The following is a 17,589-nucleotide window of genomic DNA, read 5'->3' on the forward strand; positions in this document are numbered from 1 at the left end:
AAGGGTGGCGCCTCGGCAGGGCCGGCGCGTCGTCGGGCCGGGACGCATCGGTGCCGGCCTGCGTGACGTGCCGCCCGGTCGGGCGGCGGGCCGCGCTCAGCGGGCCCGGGTGATCGTCACGCTCGTGTCCCCGAAGGGCACCGTGATCGGCGCCTCCGGCTTGTGGACGGTCACCTCCACCGCACGTACGGCCGGATGGCCCAGGCACGTCCGGGCGATCCGCTCGGCGAGCGCCTCGATCAGGTCCAGCGGCTCGCCGACGATGTCGTCCCGGATCTGCCGGGCCACCGTCCCGTAGTCCACGGTGGCGGTCAGATCGTCGGAGAGTCCAGCCACCGACAGATCCAGCCCTAACGTTACATCGACCACGAAAGGCTGCCCGGCGCGCTTCTCCTCGGGGAACACCCCGTGGTGGCCGATCGCCCGGATCCCGGTCACGGTGATCCGGTCCAGCCCGGGCGGGAACAGGGCCATCAGCGCAGTTCCTCGCCGCTGTCCAGGAAGGTGCCGACCACCCGGTCGGTGACCGCGTTGCGGGGGCCCTCGCCGCGCAGCGCGCGGACGACGGCGATCGCGTCCCGCTGGGCCCGGACCTCGTGGGTGCGGACCGCCCAGATGCCCCGCTCGGCCATCCAGCCGGTGACGGCCGCGGTGGCGAAGTCACGGTCCTTGGGCGAGTGCTCCGCACCTGTGCCGGTGACCACCTGGCCCAACAGCCGCTTGCGGGACACCCCGATCAGCACCGGACGGCCCAGCGCGCTGAGCCGGTCGACGTGGCGCAGCAGTTCCCAGTCCTGCTCCCGGGTCTTGGCGAAGCCGATGCCGGGGTCGACGATGATGTCGTCGACGGCGATGCCGGCATCGACGGCCCGGGCCAGCCGCGCGGCGACCTCGTCGCGGACCTGACCGACTACGTCGTCGTACGTGGTGCGGCGGTCCATCTCGGTTGAGTGGCCGCGCCAGTGCATCAGCACGTATGCGCAGCCGGACTCCGCCACGGCGGCGTACATCTCCGGATCGGCCAGCCCGCCGGAGACGTCGTTGATGATCCGGGCGCCGACCGCGGCGGTGGCCCGGGCCACCGAGGCCCGCATGGTGTCGACCGAGACGGTCGCCCCGCGGGCGGCGAGCTGCTCGACCACCGGGACCACCCGCCGCAGTTCCTCGGCCTCGGGGGTGCGGGCGATACCGGGCCGGGTCGACTCACCGCCGACGTCGAGCATGTCGGCGCCCTCGGCGAGCAGCCGCAGCCCGTGCCGCACCGCCGCGTCGGTGCCGAAGTGCTCCCCCCCGTCGGAGAACGAGTCGGGGGTGACATTGACGATCCCCATCACCTGGGTCCGCGGGGCGGACGGGATCCTGGACACCGGGCGCCCGCTCAGCGGCCCATGATGAGGCCCATGGCCTCGGCACGGGTCGCCGGGTTGCGGAGGATCCCGCGGACGGCGGAGGTCACCGTACGGGCGCCGGGCTTGTGCACCCCGCGCATCGTCATGCACAGGTGCTCGCAGTCGATGACCACGATGACGCCACGCGGATGCAGGTGCTTGACCAGCGCCTCGGCGACCTGGGTGGTCAGCCGCTCCTGGATCTGCGGACGGCGGGCGTACACGTCGACCAGCCGAGCGAGTTTGGACAGCCCGGTGACCTGGCCGTCCGACCCGGGGATGTAGCCGACGTGGGCGACACCGGTGAACGGCACCAGGTGGTGCTCGCACATCGACCAGACCTCGATGTCCTTCACCAGGACGAGTTCACCGTGGTTGATGTCGAACGTCGTCGACAGCACGTCGGCCCCCGACCCGCGCATCCCGGCGAACACCTCGCCGTACATCCGGGCCACCCGCTCCGGGGTGTCGAGCAGACCCTCGCGGTCGGGGTCCTCGCCGATGCCGATCAGGATCTCCCGGACGGCGGCGACGATCCGTTCGTGGTCGAAGTCTCGGTGGGCGCTGCCCCAGTCCTCCGGGTTGGCGGTGCTGTCGCGGTCAGCCACGCGAGCCGTCCCGCGGCTCGTCCGGACCGGTCGGGCGCTGCTGTCCTGACCCCTCGTGACCCTGTCCCGACCCCTCGTGACCACCGTCGGTGCCGTGCCACGGGGTCGGCGAGCCGCTCCACGGTCCGGGCTGGGCGCCGGGTGCCGGGGGCTGCCAGGGGCCGACCGGGGGTTGCTGCGGCGGCGAGACCCAGCCGGTGGGCGGCTGGGGTGCCGGCCAGCTCGGGTCGACCGGTGCCGTCGTCACCGGGACCGGTGCGCCGCCGCCGACCGGCAGCGGGGCGGGGGTCGGGGCCGGGGGAAGCGGCTTCTGCGGCGGGGTGATCGGCGGGATCGTCGAGGGGCGGCGGGTGTCCGACCCGGTCCAGGCGCCCCGCTCGGGGTGACGCTTCAGCGGCTCGAAGATCTTCTCCACCTCCTCGCGGCCGAGGGTCTCCTTCTCGAACAACTGGCGGACCAGCTCGTCGAGCACCGCCCGGTTCTCCTCGAGGCAGTCGAAGGCCTCCTGGTGGGCGGAGCTGACCAGCGTGGCCACCTCGTCGTCGACGATGCCGGCGACATGCTCGGAGTAGTCGCGCTGGGACCCGAAGTCACGGCCGAGGAACGGTTCGGCATCCCCGGTGCCGAGCTTGACCGCGCCGATCCGCTCGGACATGCCGTACTCGGTGACCATCGCGCGGGCCGTCTTGGTGGCCTTGTCGATGTCGTTCGAGGCGCCCGTCGACGGGTCGTGGAAGACCAGTTCCTCGGCGGCCCGCCCACCGAGCATGTAGGCGAGCTGGTCGAGCAGCTGACCGCGGGTCTGGGAGTACTTGTCGGCGTCCGGCATCACCATCGTGTAGCCGAGGGCACGGCCGCGCGGCAGGATCGTCACCTTCTGCACCGGGTCGGTGCCGGGCATCGCCGCGGCGACCAGGGCGTGGCCGCCCTCGTGGTAGGCGGTGACGAGCCGCTCGTGCTCGTTCATCAGCCGGGTCCGCTTCTGCGGGCCGGCGATCACCCGGTCGATCGCCTCGTCGAGCGCGGCGTTGGTGACCATCGGGGCGTTGTTGCGGGCGGTCAGCAGGGCGGCCTCGTTCAGCACGTTGGCCAGGTCCGCGCCGGTGAAGCCGGGCGTACGCTGCGCAACCGTCGCGAGGTTGACGTCGGGCGCCATCGGCTTGCCGGCGGCATGCACCTGGAGGATCTTCTCCCGGCCCTTCATGTCCGGGGCCTCCACCGGGATCTGCCGGTCGAACCGGCCGGGGCGCAGCAGCGCCGGGTCGAGGACGTCGGGGCGGTTGGTGGCGGCGATCAGGATCACCTCGCCGTGCACGTCGAAGCCGTCCATCTCGACCAGCAGCTGGTTGAGGGTCTGTTCCCGCTCGTCGTGACCACCGCCCATGCCGGCCCCGCGGTGCCGGCCGACGGCGTCGATCTCGTCGATGAAGATGATCGCCGGACGGTTCTCCTTGGCCTGTTCGAACAGGTCCCGGACCCGCGAGGCGCCGACACCGACGAACATCTCGACGAAGTCCGAGCCGGAGATCGAGAAGAACGGCACCCCGGCCTCACCGGCCACCGCGCGGGCCAGCAGCGTCTTGCCGGTGCCGGGCGGACCGTAGAGCAGCACACCCTTGGGGATCTTCGCCCCGACCCGCTGGAACTTGGCCGGCTCGGCGAGGAACTCCTTGATCTCCTGCAGCTCCTCGATCGCCTCCTCGCAGCCGGCGACGTCGGCGAAGGTGGTCTTCGGGGTGTCCTTGTTGGCGACCTTCGCCCGGGACTTGCCGAACTTCATCACCTGGGACCCGCCGCCCTGCATGGCGTTGAGCATGAAGAAGAACAGACCGCCGAGCAGCAGGAACGGGATCAGCGTGCTCAACAGCCCGGACCAGAAGCTGGGTTTGGGGCTGGTGGCGTTCCACGACGTCAGGGTGCCCTGGGTCACCCGCTCGTTGAGCCGGGTGATCATCTCGTCGTCCTGGTTGCCGGCCCAGTACGCGCTGTACTTGGTCTGCTTGGAATCGGCCATGGTGATCAGCACGCGTTGCTCACCGGTCTGCATCTCGACCGTGTCGATCTTGTCGTTGCCGTCCAGGACCTGGACGACCTTGGACGTCGGCACCTGTTGGTAGCCGGTCGACTGTCCCGCGAACTGGCTCATCAGTACCAGCGCGACGAGCACGATGATGACCCAGATCAGTGGACCCCGGAAGATTCGCTGCACAGTTGTTTCCTGCCTCAGGCTTGGACGAGCATGTTGACTCTACCCTGCACGCCCAACATCCCACAGCTTCCGGGCGACGGGGCCGCCCGTCGCGACGGCGGACACCGCTCCGCCCGGGCGGCTCAGGCGTAGACGCGCGGATCGAGGACGGCCAGCCCGTCGTAGTTGCGGTACTTGCCGTTGAAGTCGAGGCCGTACCCGACGACGAACTCCCCGGGGATGTCGAAACCGACGTACTTGCAGTCGATGTCGGTCTGCATCGCGTCCGGTTTGCGGAACATCGCCGCCACCTCCAGGCTCGCCGGACGGCGGGAGGCCAGGTTGGACAGCAGCCAGCTCAGGGTCAGCCCGGTGTCGATGATGTCCTCGACGACCAGGACGTGCCGGTCGTGGATGTCGGCGGACAGGTCCTTGAGGAACCGTACGACGCCGGAGGACTTGGTGCCCGAGCCGTACGACGACACCGCCATCCAGTCCATCTCGCAGTGGCTCTGCATGGCGCGGCACAGGTCAGCCATCACCATCACCGCCCCGTTGAGCACGCCGACCAGCAGAACGTTCTTGCCGCCGTAGTCACGGTCGATCTCCCGGGCCAGTTCCACCACCCGGCCCTGGATCTGCTCAGGGGTGTAGAGAACGGTGATCAGGTCACCTGCGATCGCGTCAGCATCCACGTGTCCCAGCTTCACACACCCGGCACCGGGACGTCACCCGGGGGGACGCAGCGCAGCCGGCCCGCGCGACGGACCACCCGCAGCCCGGGCAGGTCGACACCCAGCTGTCCCCGCCAGTGTGTCACCAGCCGGCAGACCGCCGCGACGTGCACCGCACCGGGCTCCCGAGCCCCGCACCGGACCAGCCAGCGGCGCACCACCCGGGTGCGCAGTGCCTCGGGAAGGAAGGCGAGCTCGGCGCAGTCGAGGTCCCCGGTGCACCGCCGCGGGCCGGCCTCGGCGGCCTCGGCGCGGTCGGGCGACACCAACACGTCCTCCTCGGCCGCCTCGGCCAGCGCGTCGAGGAAGTCGGCGTCCACCCGGGCCAGCGTCGCGGTGCGGGCGAGCGCCGCCGCCACGCTGCCGGTGCCGCCGAACTCGTCCTCCAGCGCCGGCAGCACCCGGTTGCGGATCCGTACCCGGGCGTACCGGTCGTCGGCGTTGTGCGGGTCCTCCCACCAGCTGAGGCCGTTCTCCCGGCAGCACTCGCGCAGCGTCGCCCGGGTCAGGCCGAGCAGCGGGCGGACGTACGTCCCCCGCCGCGGGGCGATCCCGGCCAGCGAGCGGACCCCCGAGCCGCGGACCAGGCCCAGCAGCACGGTCTCGGCCTGGTCGTCGCGAGTGTGGGCGAGCAGCACCTCGGGGCGGGCCGGGTCCGTCGTCCGGCCCACTCCCCCGGCCGCGGCCAGGGCGTCCTCGAACGCGGCGTAGCGGGCGCTGCGGGCGGCGGCCTCCAGCCCGTCGGTGCGGATCCGGACCGGGTCGACAGTCACCCGGCGCACCTGGACCGACCCCGCCCGATAGCCGAGGCCGACCAACTGGTCGCGAACCGTCGCGGCCACCGCCGCCGACCCCGCCTGGAGACCGTGGTCGACGATCACCGCGCCGAGCCGGTCCAGCGCGTCGGCACGACGACAGGCCTCGTACGCCCCGACCGCCAGGGCCAGCGAGTCCGCCCCGCCCGAGCAGCCGACCAGCCAGCCGCCGGACCGGTCGTGGGCCGGGTCCTGCCAGGCGTCCAGGACCGCCCGGGCCACGGTGAGGGTCGCCACCCCGAGGACGCGCCGGGCCATCACAATCCCACCCGCCGCACCCACCGGTCCGGATCGCGCACCTCGACCAAGGTCGGCAGCAGCTCCGCGGACTCGAACACCCGGTTGAACCCCTCGACCCCGACGGAGCGTTGCACCGCCCGGCAGAAGACCGCACCCTCACGGTACTGGGCCAGCTTCTTCTCCATCCCCAGCAGCCGCCCGAGGATCCGCGCCAGGCCCGGCCGGCCCTCCCGGCGGTTGTCGAACCGCGCCCGGATGGTGCGCAGCGTCGGGATCACCTGTGGGCCGACCTCGTCCATCACCACATCGGCGTGGCCCTCGACCACGCTCATCAGGGCGGTGATCGCATCGGTCGCCTCGTCGGCCTCGGCCGGTCCGGCGGCCATCGCCGTCCGGACCAGCTCGGCCAGGCGGAGGGCCAGCCAGGGCGCCTGACCGTACTGCACCCGGTGGGTCTCCTCATGCAGGCAGACCCACAGCCGGAAGTCCGGCCCGGCCAGGCCGAGGCGGTGGGTCAGGCCGTGGATGTTCGGGGCGACCAGCAGCAGCCGGCCGTGCCCCGCGGCGGGGTCGGCGCGCCCGGCATCCACGCCCATGCCCACGCCATGAAACACGTCGAACTGCCCCAGCACCCGCGGGGACAGCGCGGACAGCACCACCCCGGCGACCACCCCGGTCGAGGCCTCCCGGACCCGCGTCACCCCCACCGCCAGCGGCCGGACGAGCCCCGGGGACGGATCGGGATCCTCGGTGAACACCTCGGCGAAACTGGCCAGGTTGGCCCGGATCCACGACGCCCGGTCGACGACGTACGTCCGCCGCTCCCCGGGGGGGGCGAGCCGGGTGAGGTCACGGACGTACGCCTGGGCCCGCACCGAGGCGTCCCGCAGGTCCGCCACCACCGCCGCGGCCTCCGCCGGCGCGGGGACGGGCCCCGCCGGGGTGAGCCGGGCGGCGGTGGCGGCGGCGGTGGCCCAGTCGACGCGCGGAAGGGAGCTCATGGACCGAGGCTAGCCCGCCCGGGACCGGCCGCCCCGACGGGCCCTCAGCTGCCCGCCACCGCCGCGGACGCCCGGTCCAGCCAGGCCCGGGCCGAGTCGTCGTTGGAGGCGTCGTTGACCACGAACGCGTACGTCACCACGCCGCCGGATGCGGTGACGGCGTAGCCGGCCAGGGCGCTGGTCCCGCTCAGTGTGCCGGTCTTGGCGCGGACCTCACCCCGGCCGGCCTCGCTGCCGGAGCGGGCGAACCGTGAGGCGAGCGTCCCGGTGGCCCCGGCCACCGGCAGTCCGGTGAGCAGCGACCGGAACCGGGTGTCGGAGCTGCCGAGGGCGAGGGTGCCGGCGAGCATCCGCGGGGTGACCCGGTTGTTCCGCGACAGGCCGGACCCGTCCCGCAGCACCGCGCCGTCGTCCCAGAGACCCCGCTGCCGCAGCACCTGCTCGACCGCGGCCGCCCCGCCCTGGAAGGAGCCTCCGGCCCCAGCCGCCAGGCCCACCTGGTGGGCGATCGCCTCGGCCGCGTCGTTGTCGGAGGAGGTGAGCAGGTCCTCGACGATCGTCGACAGCGGCATCGACTGCACCCGCGCGAGTTCCTCGGCGCCCGCCGGGAGGGTCCCGCCCAGTGCCGCGGTGCCGGTGACGGTGATCCCGCGGGCGGTGAGCGCACCGGCGAACGCCTTCGCGGCGTCGGCCGACGGGGTCGTCGTCCGCGGGCCCGGGCTCACCCCGGACGTCCGGCCCTCGTCGGTCATCAGCGCGGTCACCGGAGTGACCTGGTCGGCGTACCCGGCGGGCCAGTCCGGGTGCCGGTCCGGGCCGTCGAACAGCGACGCGTCCCAGCGCAGCGCGACGGTGGTGGTGCCGGCGGACGTCAGGGCGGCCGCCGTCGACGCGGCGAGGTCGTCGAGGCTGGCCCGTTCCGGGTGGGCGGCGGCGACCGACCCCGAGGAGAGGTAGGGGTCCCCGCCGCCGACGAGCACGACGGTGCCCGGGCCGGCCAGCACTGCGCGGGTGGTGAAGACGTGGTCGGGGCCGAGCAGGTCCAGGGCCGCGGTGGCGGTGAGCAGTTTCATGCTCGAGGCGGGCATCACCGGTTGACCGGCCCCCTTGTCGTACAGCACCGTCCCGGTGGCCGGATCGGTCACCGTGCCGGCGATCCCGCCCTGCAGTCCGTCGAGCGGCACGGCGGCGAGGGCGGACGCCAACGAAGCCGGGGTCGGGACCGTGCCGCCCGACACGGCCGACAACGCGACGGCGTGGTCGGCGGGCAGCGGCGCCTCGAGCGCGGTCCGGGCATCGGCGTCGGTCACCGCCGAGACGGCCGGGGCGGTGCCGGTGCGCTGCTCGATCCAGGCCCCGGCACCCGCTTCGGTGGCCACCCCGGCGAGCGCCACGGCACACACCAGAGCCCCGGCGACGATCAGCGGATGCGGGCCGCCCGGTCGACGCATAGCAGCACACTCCTCACACCCCGGCGGCCGGTTCGGTAGTCTCGCCCTGACCGGTCCGCACACATCATAGGGAGAGCCAAAGGTGACTGACGATTACCGCGTGTCCGGTGGTTCGGCGACGCAGCCCAGTGGGTTGGAGTTCTACGTGACCATCGAGATCCCCAAAGGCACCAAGAACAAGTACGAGATGGACCATCACACGGGCCGCATCGTCCTCGACCGGACGCTCTTCACCGCCACCCAGTACCCCTCCGATTACGGCTTCATCGAGACCACCCTGGGCCAGGACGGCGATCCGCTCGACGCCATGGTGCTCGTCCCGGAGCCGACCTTCCCGGGCTGCCTGATCAAGTGCCGGGCGATCGGCATGTTCCGGATGCGTGACGAGGCCGGCGGCGACGACAAGGTGCTCTGCGTCCCGGTCGCCGACCACCGCCGGGACCACCTGCAGGACCTCGAGGACATCCCGGAGTTCCAGCTGCTGGAGATCGAGCACTTCTTCACGGTCTACAAGGACCTCGAGCCCGGCAAGTCGGTCGAAGGTGCGACCTGGGCCTCCCGGGACGACGCCGAGGCGGAGATCCGCGCCTCGATGGACCGGGCCAGGGGCACCGACTACGAGCAGCTCCAAGTGAACCACTACTGAGACTCCCCGTCACCGGCATCGACCTGCGATGGCCCCCACCGTCCCGCGACGGTGGGGGCCATCGGCGTCTCACGCCGCGCCGAGGGACCCGATCCACAGGCCGAGCAGCGCCGCCAGGACGCACCCGATCAGCATCCCCAGGCCGGCCACCAGGCCCGGCCGCAGGTCACCGGCCAGCAGGAGGCGTACGGTCTCCACACTTGCCGTGCTGAAGGTGGTGTAGCCGCCCATCAGCCCGACCCCGAGGACGGACCCCCACGCCCCGGGCAGCAGGTCGGCGGAGGCCAGTCCGGTGACCACGCCAAGGATGAACGACCCGGTGAGGTTGATCGTCGTGGTGCCGACAGGGAAGCGCATCGGCACCGCCGCCCCCACCCAGCCGTCGACGACGAACCGCAGCACCGCCCCGGCGCCACCGGCGACGCAGACGACCACGAAGAGCCCGACGGCGTTCATCGGGCCTCCCCCACCCGCACCCGCCGCCCGGAGAGCAGTCCGCCCACCACGATCCCCAGGCCGGCGGCCGCCACCCCCAGCACGACACTGGAGACCCCGTAGCCGAGTCCCAGCAGGACCCGGTCGTGAACGAGCAACTGGCTGACCCCGACGGCCAAGCTGCTGTAGGTGGTGTACCCACCGAGGAAGCCGGTGCCGATGGCCAGCCGCAGGTCACGGCGCCAGCCCTCGTCGGGGCCCGACCTCAGCAGGGTCTCCAGCAGCGCGCCGAGCACGAACGCCCCGGTCAGGTTGATCAGGAAGATGGCCAGCGGGAAGTCGCCGGTGGGACCGACGGCCAGCCCGAGGGCCTGCCGCGCACCGGTGCCCGCCATCCCCCCGATGGCGACCAGACCGATCATCCGTGCCCGCACGGGGACCGGCCACGGGCGATCCCTCAGGGTCTCGCGCCGGCTCACGGCAACACCACCGGCTCGGACCAGTCGACGACCCGCAGCGGGACGACGATCACCGGCCGGTGCTGGTGGTGGGTGAGGTGGAAGGCCACCGAGCCGTCCACCAGCTCCCGTACCCGGCCCCGGATCCCCGGCGTCCGGGCACCGACGATGATCGCCGCGGCGTCGGTCACCCGGGCGAGATGGGTCAGCGCCCGGTCGGGACGACCAGCCAGATAGCGGAACTCCCAGGGCACGCTGCCCACGTCGGCCATCAGATCGGCCAGGCCGGACCGCAGCTCCCGGTCGACCCGGCGCCACTCGTCGGTGCCGCTGTCGGGATCGAGCGGCGTGTGGGTCACCCTCCCGTCGTGGTGCTCCTCGATCGTTACCCGCTCCGGGTCGACGTACGCGAACCAGAGCACCGCCCCGGTCGCACTGGCCAGGGCGATCGCGGTGAGCGCCACCAGGTCCGGCTGCCCGGGCACCACACCGACGACGATCGGGTGACCGGCGAAGGGGGTGAGCCGGGACGGGTGGGGTTGTGGGACGACGCGCGGCATCGGTGCCCTTCCCGCGGGCAGCACAGACCTGCCCGCTCCATGTGGAGGCGAGACAGGAACCATCAGCCGACCGGCGGTTCGGGCTATTCGACCGGAGAGGACGTACGCCCGGGCGGGATCCATCGCCCACCGATGAGCGTACTCCGCCGGACCGGACCGCCCCGAGCGACCCACCCGGCGGACCAGGCCGGGACCGATCCCGGAGCAGGCAGCTAGAGGAACTGGCCGAACGGCCGCGGAATGTAGCCGTGACCGGTCAGTTGATGCATCGCCCAGGCGACGCCCTGCGGAAAGACGCCGTCGAAGACGATCCCCCGCCAGACCCAGATCCACGGCACCGCCAGCCAGGCCAGGGCCAGCGCCCCGATGATCCAGCCCGGCAGATCCGTCAGGGCCCGTTCGTCGGTCACCAGACCCAACATCACCACCGGGAACGCCACAATCGCGAAGACCCTGGTCTGATCCTCCACCACCGGGATGGTCGCCAACACGACCAGGCAGGCCACCACCAGCGGCGTGTACGTCCGCCAGGCGCCCTGCCACAGCAGGGCCACGACGAGCCACACCACGCCCAGGCCGCTCCACACGATCACCCCCGGATGCCCCAGGAACTGAAAGACGAACTTGACCAGACTGTGGCCGGCCGCCTGGAACCGGCTGTTCTGGGGGTCGACTCCGCAGACCGCCCAGATCCCTCTCAGGGCGAACCTCCCGAGCACGATCCCCGCTCCCCACCACACCACGAACCAGCCCAGCCGTCGGTCATGCCGGCCGAGGACCCACCGCAGCAGGACCAGCACGCCCACACCGAGGAGCCCGACGAGGCCCTGCTCAGAATGCTGCATGCCGAGGGCGATCCCGGGCAGGACCGCCAGCAGCGGCCGGTCCACCATCGCGAGGGCGAGGACCATCAGCAACAGCGTCATGGAGTCACCGCCGGCCCAGTACAGCGGGGCACCGGCGGCGGGCAGGGCGAAGAAGAGCAGCCAGGCGAGCCGCCGGTGCTCGGGCGAGACCCGGGCCCGGATGACGGCCACGCCCGCAGCAAGGAAGACGACGGCCAGCCCGATGGTGAAGAGGACGGTCCGGCGAGGCCCCGCGATCCCGATCAGCCAGGTCACGAACCAGACGAACCAGGTCCCCAGCAGATAGTCCGCCTCATGGGTGGGCCCGAACGGGTTCCCGAAGGGGTCGGCCACCTGCATGGCAGTCAGACCGTAGTTCGGCATCGCCCAGACTCCGGTGTGCACCACCAGCGCCGCCAGCAGGAGTGCGAGGTAAACCGGAGTCGGGATCCGCCGCAACCAGGCGTCCCAGCGCGTCAGCAGTGTCATGGGATCATTCTTCTCATGCGTCTGCTCATGCTCGCCAACCCAGGTGCCAACCGTGTCTACGCCGCCCACGCGACGACCCTGGCAGCGGCCGAGCTGGCGGTGTCCGCCCCCGGCGCCCGGGAGGTGACCCCGCGGACAGTGGCCGGCGTCAGCTACCTGGGCTTCGAGACCGACGCGCTGGACGCCACCGAGGCCGAGCGTACGGCGGCGCTGCGGCGGATCGCCCGGCAGTCGACCTTCCTGGCGCTGTTCGAGGAGCGTCCCGACGGCCTGCTGCGCCCGCTCGAGGTCGCCGACCCCGACCTCTTCGAGGACGACCTGGTCACCATCCCGAAGTACCCCGGCAAGACCAACGAGCAGTTCACCCGGCTGTTGCTGAACGTCACACTGGCCGCGGTGGAGTGTCCGCTGGACGAGCACGCGACGGTGCTGGACCCGCTGTGCGGGCGTGGCACCACCCTCACCACCGCCTGGATGGCGGGGCTCAATGCCGCCGGCGTCGAGGTGGAGGAGAAGGCGGTCGAGCAGTTGGCCGCCTTCCTCAAGACCTACCTGCGTCGCAAGCGCCTCAAGCACCGGGCCGAGCTGGTCCCGGTGCGCCGCGAGGGCAAGAGTCTGGGCCGGAAGTTCGAGGCCACCGTGCACCTGCCCGACCGTGACCTGACGATGGGCGTGTTCACCGGCGACACCCGTTCCTCGGCCAAGCTGTGGGGCAAGCGTCGGTTCGAGGCGGTGGTGACCGATGCCCCGTACGGCGTGGTGCACGGCGCGCGGTCCGATGTCGTCGGCACCACCGGCAAGCGCGACCGGTCACCGGCCGGCCTGCTGAAGGGCGCGGTCGGGGTCTGGGCACACCAGCTCAAGGACGGTGGCGCCCTGGGACTGTCCTGGAACACCCACGGCCTGGATCGTGCCGACCTCGTCGCCATGGTCACCGAGGCCGGCCTGGTGGTGAAGGACGAGGGGCCATGGCGCGGGTTCGAACACCGCGTCGACGCGGCGATCCAGCGCGACGTGCTGGTCGCCGTCAAGCCCGACGGGGCCGACCCGGACCACTAGGCTGGCCGCCATGGAAAAGCGCCACGCCGCCGCCAGGGCCACGCACGTCCTCTACCTCTTGCGACACGCCAAGGCCGAGGTGCTGCGCGCCGGCGAGACCGACGACAAGCGCGAGTTGACCCCGCTCGGCCGCAAGCAGGCGCATGCGGTCGGCCGCTGGCTCGCCAAGCGTGGCGACCGGGTCGATCTGGCCCTCTGCTCGGAGGCGGTCCGGACCCGCCAGACCCTCGATGGACTGGGGGTCGAGGCGCCGACCAGCCACCTCTGGGAGCTCTACAACTCCGGGGCCGACCGGATCCTCGACGAGGTGCGAACGGTCGACGAGAGCGTCCGTACGCTCCTCGTCGTCGGGCATGCGCCGGGCATCCCGGCGCTGGCGTGGGACCTGATCGAGTCGAACGGAGCCGCACCCGACGCCCGGGCGACCATCGCCCACCACTTCCCGCCGGCCACCATCGTCCGGCTCGAGGTCGACGGCAGCTGGCACGACCTCGACCGGGCCCGGCTGACCCATTCCCGGGTCGACTGAGCCTTCCGGGTCGCCCGGCCCACGCCCGGGAGGGCCGGGACGTCAGTCGGTGTACTGGCGGTTCCGCCAGGCCCGCCAGTGCACCTCCTGGGCGTGCTGGTAGTAGTCCAGCAGTCGCTCGGTGGCGGCCCGCCAGCCCCACTTCTCGGTCTCGGCCCGCCCCGCCACCGCGAACCGGTGCCGCAGCTCGGGGTCGTTCACCAGCAGCATCACCTGGTCGGCGAGCTCCTGGGCGTCCCCCGGGGCGAAGAGGAACCCGTTCTCCCCGTCGGCGATGACGTCCGGGATGCCGCCGGCCCGGGCCCCGACCACCGGCACCCCGCTCGCCATCGACTCCAGCGCGACCAGACCGAGGGTCTCGGTGGTGGACGGGAACGCGAACACGTCGGCCGAGGCGTACGCCGCCGCCAGGTCGTCACCGCTCAGGTAGCCGGTGAAGACCGTCGGGGTGCCGGCGAAATCCTTCTCCAGCTGCGCCCGGGCCGGTCCGGAGCCCACCACGGCGAGTCGTACGCCCGGCATCCGGTCCATCGCGCGGCGCAGCACCTCGAGCTTCTTCTCCGGGGCGACCCGGCCGACGTACACCACCAGCGGCTGGTCCGGATGACCGTCGGTGAGCCGGGCGCGCATCGCGGCGCTGCGCTTGTCCGGGTGGTACGTGACGGTGTCGACGGCCTTCGGCCACAGCCTGACCCGGCGGATACCGATCGCCCGGGCCGCCGCGACCATCTGCGGGGAGGTGCAGAGGTTCATGTCGGCCAGATTATGCAGCCCGCCGATGTATCTCTTGGCGAAGCTCTGCAGGAAGCCCAGGTCCATCGCCTCGGTGTACTTCGGCAGGTCAGTATGGAACGACGCCAGCAGCGGGATGTTGCGCCGCTTGCCGGAGAACACCCCGTACGCCGCCAGAGCCACCGGATTGACGGCGTGCACGACGTCGGGGGTGAACTCCTCCAGTGTCCGGGCGATCCGCGGGGTCGGCAGACCGACGTGGATCTCCGGGTACCACGGACGCAGCCGCGCCGACCGCACCCGCACCACCGGATAGCCGCAGAACTCCTCCAGGTCGGAGCCCGGGGAGAAGATCACGACCTCCTGGTCGAGGGCCCGGAGCTGCTCGATGGTCCGGACCAGCCGGGTGACGACCCCGTCGATCTTGGGCAGGAAGACCTCGGTGAAGATAGCGATGCGCACGATGGCGTGACAGGAGCGACCGACTCAGACCCGAACGGTGGCCGGGGCTCCTTCCGGCACGTCCTCATACCCCGCGGGCACCCCGGCCCGCTGTTCCTTGGTCCACAGCGAACGGGCCGGGATCTTCGACAGATCGCAGCGGTCACCGTAGCGACGGGCGATCTCGGTGACCTCCATCATCAGTCCGGTGTCCAGCGTGATCGGCTGCCAACCGTACGACAGGAAGGTCGCGTGGGACACCAGCAGGTCGTTCTCCTGGTCCTCCTTGCGCGGATCCGGCACGTACGCCACCTCGGCACCGGTCAGCTCCGCGACCTTGTGCGCCAGGTCGCGCACCCGCAGGGTCTCGGCCTGCTGGTTGATGATCTTCACCCGGTCCCCGGGGACCGGCGGATTGTCGAGCGCCATCGCCACACACTTGGTGGTGTCGACGATGTGGATGAAGGCCCGGGTCTGACCGCCGGTGCCGTGGATGGTCAGCGGGTACCCGACGGCGGCCTGCATCAGGAAGCGGTTCAGCACGGTGCCGTAGTCGCCGTCGTAGTCGAACCGGTTGACCAGCCGGTCGTCACGCTTGGTCTCCGGGGTGTTGGTGCCCCAGACGATGCCCTGGTGCAGGTCGGTGACCCGCAGCCGGTCGTTCTTCACGTAGTAGGCGAAGAGCAACTGGTCGAGGGTCTTGGTCATGTGGTAGACGGAACCCGGGTGGGTCGGGTAGAGGATCTCCTGGGCGACGGGGTCGCCGTCCGGGTGCGGGATGAGGATGTCGAGGTACCCCTCGGGGATCTCCATCCCGGCGGTCCCGTAGCCGTAGACGCCCATGGTGCCGAGGTGGACGACGTGGATGTCCAGCCCGGACTCGACGATCGCGGCCAGCAGGTTGTGGGTCGCGTTGACGTTGTTGTCGACGGTGTAGCGCTTGTGCCCGGAGTCCTTCATGGAGTACGGGGCGGACCGCTGCTCGGCGAAGTGCACCACGGCATCGGGGCGCTCGGACTCCAGCAGGGCCAGCAGACCCGCGTAGTCCTGGGCGAGATCGACATTGCGGAACCGGATCTCCTTGCCGGTCACCTCGTGCCAGGCCGTGAGGCGGTCACTCACGGTGGCGATCGGGGTCAGCGACTCGGCACCCAACTCCTGGTCGATGGCGCGCCGGGACAGGTTGTCGACGACGACGACCTCGTCGCCTCTGTCGGACAGGTGCAGCGCGGTCGGCCAGCCACAGAATCCGTCGCCGCCGAGGACCAGTACTTTCACAACGCCTCCATGTGTCCGCCGGCCACTGATCCACCGGCGCCTCGTTCCCACGATAACCCACCTCCCAGGTGGATCCAGGCCATCCGACGGAGTCAGCCGGCCCGGTGAACACCAGGTGAATCCCCGGTGTCGCCGGGGCGTCGAGGTGGCGGTCCGGCGGGCTCCGGCGCCGGCCGTGACAGGATGAGGGGTACACCGGACGCGACGAAGAAGACGAAGAAAAGAAGGATGCAGACAATGGCAGAACTCAAGGATCGGCTGCGCGCCGACATGAAGGTCGCCATGAAGGCGCACGACCAGCAGCGGTTGGGCACGATCCGGATGGCCCTGGCCGCGATCGCCAACGCGGAGGTGGAGGGCACCGCCCACGCGCTGACCACCGACGAGGAGCAGCAGCTGATCGCCAAGGAGGTGCGCCAGCGGCGCGATTCCGCCGAGACGTACGCCCAGGGCGGCCGTCAGGATCTGGTGGAGAAGGAGTCGGCCGAGGCAGAGATCCTGCAGGCCTACCTGCCCCGGCCGCTGACGGCCGAGGAGGTCCAGGCGCTGATCGACGCAGAGTTCGCCGCGATCGCGGCGGAGACCGGCACCGCCCCGACGATGAAGCAGATGGGCGCCATCATGAAGGCGGTCAACGCCAGGATCGCCGGTCGCTTCGACGGCGGCGCCGTCGCGGGCCTGGTCAAGAGCCGCTTGACGAAACAGTGATGCATCTCACAGGAACCCCGGCGGATCCACGGTCTGCCGGGGTTCCTGTACCTCACAGAACGGTCCATAGCGTTATCGTCCCGTGATCATGCCTTTATCTTTCCGTGATCTTTGCTTAGGGTCGGGAACGTTCGTACGACCCCTATCCGGATCTCCGGGAGGAACATGACCAGCAAGACGATGACTCGCACCCTCGGCGCCCTGGTGGGGCTGTCCGCGCTCGCCCTCGGCGCGCCGACGGCCAGCGCCCACGCCGCACCGGCGCACGCCCGGTCCTCGGCCGAGGTCAGCACGACATCCTCGACCGCCAGGACGACCGCCGCGTCGGGAACGACCGGGAGCAGCACCACCGGGACGACCGTCCGCACGGCGTCCACCACGGTGAACCTGAACGTCCGCACCGGCGCCTCGATCAACACTCAGCGCCTGACCACCCTGCCGAAGGGCACCAGGGTCACCCTCACCGGGGTGACGACCGAGCACTGGACCCAGATCAGCTACCAGGGCAAGAAGCGTTGGGTGGCCAGCCGGTACCTGACCCCGGCCACCACGTCGGTCGTCCAGAGCGGATCCACCCAGCGGTCGACCGCGTCGACGACCCGGACCGCCGCGAAGTCCACCTCGGGCACGACGTCCTCGGCCTCGAAGGCGAAGACCAGCTCGACGAAGAGCAGTTCGAGCACGAAGACCAGCGCCGCCGCTGCCTCCGGTTCCACCGTGTGGGACCAGCTCGCCCAGTGCGAGTCCAGCGGCAACTGGTCGATCAACACCGGCAACGGCTTCTCGGGTGGGCTCCAGTTCACGGCCTCGACGTGGGCGGCGTACGGCGGCACCGGCTCGCCGAGCAACGCCAGCCGGGAGCAGCAGATCGCGGTCGCCCAGCGTGTGCAGGCTTCTCAGGGCTGGGGCGCCTGGCCCGCCTGCTCCGCGAAGCTCGGCCTGCGCTGAGCCAGGTCCGAGGAAGGTCCGTCCCACACCGCTCCG

At 71.5% G+C, this 17,589-nt stretch carries 19 protein-coding genes and 1 riboswitch; of the genes, 5 read left to right on the forward strand and 14 right to left on the reverse strand.

What is annotated here, in order from left to right:
* Positions 1-96: 96 nt before the first annotated feature.
* The 8 genes from folB to dacB form a co-directional block, all read right to left on the reverse strand.
* Positions 97-474 carry a dihydroneopterin aldolase gene (gene folB, locus R0145_RS13975; protein ID WP_317837475.1) on the reverse strand — a complete coding sequence of 126 codons (378 nt, stop codon included), beginning with the start codon at positions 472-474 and terminating at the stop codon, positions 97-99.
* Positions 474-1,367, reverse strand: coding sequence for a dihydropteroate synthase (folP, locus tag R0145_RS13980; RefSeq protein WP_317837476.1), 894 nt, complete (start codon positions 1,365-1,367; stop codon positions 474-476). Before folP ends, folB begins: the two co-directional genes overlap by 1 nt.
* 11 nt (positions 1,368-1,378) lie before the next feature.
* On the reverse strand, positions 1,379-1,996 hold the full coding sequence (gene folE / locus R0145_RS13985) for a GTP cyclohydrolase I FolE (RefSeq protein WP_317837477.1): 618 nt from the start codon (positions 1,994-1,996) through the stop codon (positions 1,379-1,381).
* Positions 1,989-4,223: an ATP-dependent zinc metalloprotease FtsH gene (gene ftsH, locus R0145_RS13990; RefSeq protein ID WP_411742124.1), complete on the reverse strand. Its 2,235-nt coding sequence runs from the start codon at positions 4,221-4,223 to the stop codon at positions 1,989-1,991. The genes folE and ftsH overlap by 8 nt, the downstream gene beginning before the upstream one ends.
* Positions 4,224-4,327: 104 nt before the next feature.
* Positions 4,328-4,879 carry a hypoxanthine phosphoribosyltransferase gene (gene hpt / locus R0145_RS13995; protein WP_317837479.1) on the reverse strand — a complete coding sequence of 184 codons (552 nt, stop codon included), beginning with the start codon at positions 4,877-4,879 and terminating at the stop codon, positions 4,328-4,330.
* 11 nt (positions 4,880-4,890) lie between these two features.
* Complete coding sequence (tilS, locus tag R0145_RS14000) at positions 4,891-5,991, reverse strand: tRNA lysidine(34) synthetase TilS (RefSeq protein ID WP_317837480.1); 1,101 nt, start codon at positions 5,989-5,991, stop codon at positions 4,891-4,893.
* A complete protein-coding gene (locus tag R0145_RS14005; RefSeq protein WP_317837481.1) occupies positions 5,991-6,974 on the reverse strand; it encodes a zinc-dependent metalloprotease in 984 nt (327 codons plus the stop codon). The genes tilS and R0145_RS14005 overlap by 1 nt, the downstream gene beginning before the upstream one ends.
* Positions 6,975-7,018: 44 nt before the next feature.
* The gene (gene dacB / locus R0145_RS14010) at positions 7,019-8,425 is read right to left on the reverse strand and encodes a D-alanyl-D-alanine carboxypeptidase/D-alanyl-D-alanine-endopeptidase (RefSeq protein ID WP_317837482.1); all 1,407 of its coding nucleotides are present in this window, start codon (positions 8,423-8,425) and stop codon (positions 7,019-7,021) included.
* An 82-nt stretch (positions 8,426-8,507) separates the two neighbouring features.
* Between dacB and R0145_RS14015 the strand changes: the two genes are divergently transcribed.
* Entirely contained in the window at positions 8,508-9,071 is a 564-nt protein-coding gene (locus R0145_RS14015) for an inorganic diphosphatase (RefSeq protein WP_411742053.1), read from the forward strand.
* Between the two features lie 69 nt (positions 9,072-9,140).
* On the opposite strand, the gene R0145_RS14020 is transcribed toward R0145_RS14015, so the two are convergent.
* The 4 genes from R0145_RS14020 to R0145_RS14035 all read right to left on the reverse strand — a co-directional run bounded on the left by R0145_RS14020 (position 9,141) and on the right by R0145_RS14035 (position 11,858).
* Positions 9,141-9,527, reverse strand: coding sequence for a CrcB family protein (locus R0145_RS14020; RefSeq protein WP_317837483.1), 387 nt, complete (start codon positions 9,525-9,527; stop codon positions 9,141-9,143).
* Entirely contained in the window at positions 9,524-9,985 is a 462-nt protein-coding gene (locus R0145_RS14025) for a CrcB family protein (protein WP_317837484.1), read from the reverse strand. The genes R0145_RS14020 and R0145_RS14025 overlap by 4 nt, the downstream gene beginning before the upstream one ends.
* Positions 9,982-10,524: a universal stress protein gene (locus R0145_RS14030; RefSeq protein ID WP_317837486.1), complete on the reverse strand. Its 543-nt coding sequence runs from the start codon at positions 10,522-10,524 to the stop codon at positions 9,982-9,984. Before R0145_RS14030 ends, R0145_RS14025 begins: the two co-directional genes overlap by 4 nt.
* Before the next feature lie 46 nt (positions 10,525-10,570).
* A riboswitch (Fluoride riboswitch) is annotated at positions 10,571-10,660 on the reverse strand.
* Between the two features lie 76 nt (positions 10,661-10,736).
* Positions 10,737-11,858 (reverse strand): hypothetical protein, encoded by a 1,122-nt coding sequence (locus R0145_RS14035; protein WP_317837487.1) that lies wholly within the window; start codon positions 11,856-11,858, stop codon positions 10,737-10,739.
* Positions 11,859-11,873: 15 nt separating this feature from the next.
* On the opposite strand from R0145_RS14035, the gene R0145_RS14040 reads away from it, so the two are divergent.
* Both R0145_RS14040 and R0145_RS14045 read left to right on the forward strand, forming a co-directional pair.
* A complete protein-coding gene (locus tag R0145_RS14040; RefSeq protein ID WP_317837488.1) occupies positions 11,874-12,917 on the forward strand; it encodes a site-specific DNA-methyltransferase in 1,044 nt (347 codons plus the stop codon).
* Positions 12,918-12,927: 10 nt separating this feature from the next.
* Entirely contained in the window at positions 12,928-13,446 is a 519-nt protein-coding gene (locus R0145_RS14045; protein ID WP_317837489.1) for a SixA phosphatase family protein, read from the forward strand.
* Positions 13,447-13,488: 42 nt separating this feature from the next.
* On the opposite strand, the gene R0145_RS14050 is transcribed toward R0145_RS14045, so the two are convergent.
* Positions 13,489-14,640: a glycosyltransferase gene (locus R0145_RS14050; RefSeq protein WP_317837490.1), complete on the reverse strand. Its 1,152-nt coding sequence runs from the start codon at positions 14,638-14,640 to the stop codon at positions 13,489-13,491.
* A gap of 24 nt (positions 14,641-14,664) precedes the next feature.
* Positions 14,665-15,897, reverse strand: a complete 1,233-nt coding sequence (locus tag R0145_RS14055; RefSeq protein WP_317837491.1) for an NAD-dependent epimerase/dehydratase family protein — start codon at positions 15,895-15,897, stop codon at positions 14,665-14,667.
* A gap of 237 nt (positions 15,898-16,134) precedes the next feature.
* On the opposite strand from R0145_RS14055, the gene R0145_RS14060 reads away from it, so the two are divergent.
* Positions 16,135-16,605, forward strand: coding sequence for a GatB/YqeY domain-containing protein (locus R0145_RS14060; RefSeq protein ID WP_317837492.1), 471 nt, complete (start codon positions 16,135-16,137; stop codon positions 16,603-16,605).
* Between the two features lie 165 nt (positions 16,606-16,770).
* Complete coding sequence (locus R0145_RS14065; protein ID WP_317837493.1) at positions 16,771-17,553, forward strand: transglycosylase family protein; 783 nt, start codon at positions 16,771-16,773, stop codon at positions 17,551-17,553.
* Positions 17,554-17,589: the final 36 nt, after the last annotated feature.

Origin of the sequence: Raineyella sp. W15-4 (assembly GCF_033170155.1) — a bacterium.
Classification (GTDB): domain Bacteria; phylum Actinomycetota; class Actinomycetes; order Propionibacteriales; family Propionibacteriaceae; genus Raineyella.

What these genes read in the sequence shown, in the direction of transcription:
- folB (WP_317837475.1), bottom strand. Translation starts at nt 474, where the DNA reads ATGGCCCTGTTCCCGCCCGGGCTGGACCGGATCACCGTGACCGGGATC.
- tilS (WP_317837480.1), bottom strand. Translation starts at nt 5,991, where the DNA reads ATGGCCCGGCGCGTCCTCGGGGTGGCGACCCTCACCGTGGCCCGGGCG.
- R0145_RS14005 (WP_317837481.1), bottom strand. Translation starts at nt 6,974, where the DNA reads ATGAGCTCCCTTCCGCGCGTCGACTGGGCCACCGCCGCCGCCACCGCC.
- dacB (WP_317837482.1), bottom strand. Translation starts at nt 8,425, where the DNA reads ATGCGTCGACCGGGCGGCCCGCATCCGCTGATCGTCGCCGGGGCTCTG.
- R0145_RS14020 (WP_317837483.1), bottom strand. Translation starts at nt 9,527, where the DNA reads ATGAACGCCGTCGGGCTCTTCGTGGTCGTCTGCGTCGCCGGTGGCGCC.
- R0145_RS14030 (WP_317837486.1), bottom strand. Translation starts at nt 10,524, where the DNA reads ATGCCGCGCGTCGTCCCACAACCCCACCCGTCCCGGCTCACCCCCTTC.
- R0145_RS14035 (WP_317837487.1), bottom strand. Translation starts at nt 11,858, where the DNA reads ATGACACTGCTGACGCGCTGGGACGCCTGGTTGCGGCGGATCCCGACT.
- R0145_RS14040 (WP_317837488.1), top strand. Translation starts at nt 11,874, where the DNA reads ATGCGTCTGCTCATGCTCGCCAACCCAGGTGCCAACCGTGTCTACGCC.
- R0145_RS14045 (WP_317837489.1), top strand. Translation starts at nt 12,928, where the DNA reads ATGGAAAAGCGCCACGCCGCCGCCAGGGCCACGCACGTCCTCTACCTC.
- R0145_RS14060 (WP_317837492.1), top strand. Translation starts at nt 16,135, where the DNA reads ATGGCAGAACTCAAGGATCGGCTGCGCGCCGACATGAAGGTCGCCATG.
- R0145_RS14065 (WP_317837493.1), top strand. Translation starts at nt 16,771, where the DNA reads ATGACCAGCAAGACGATGACTCGCACCCTCGGCGCCCTGGTGGGGCTG.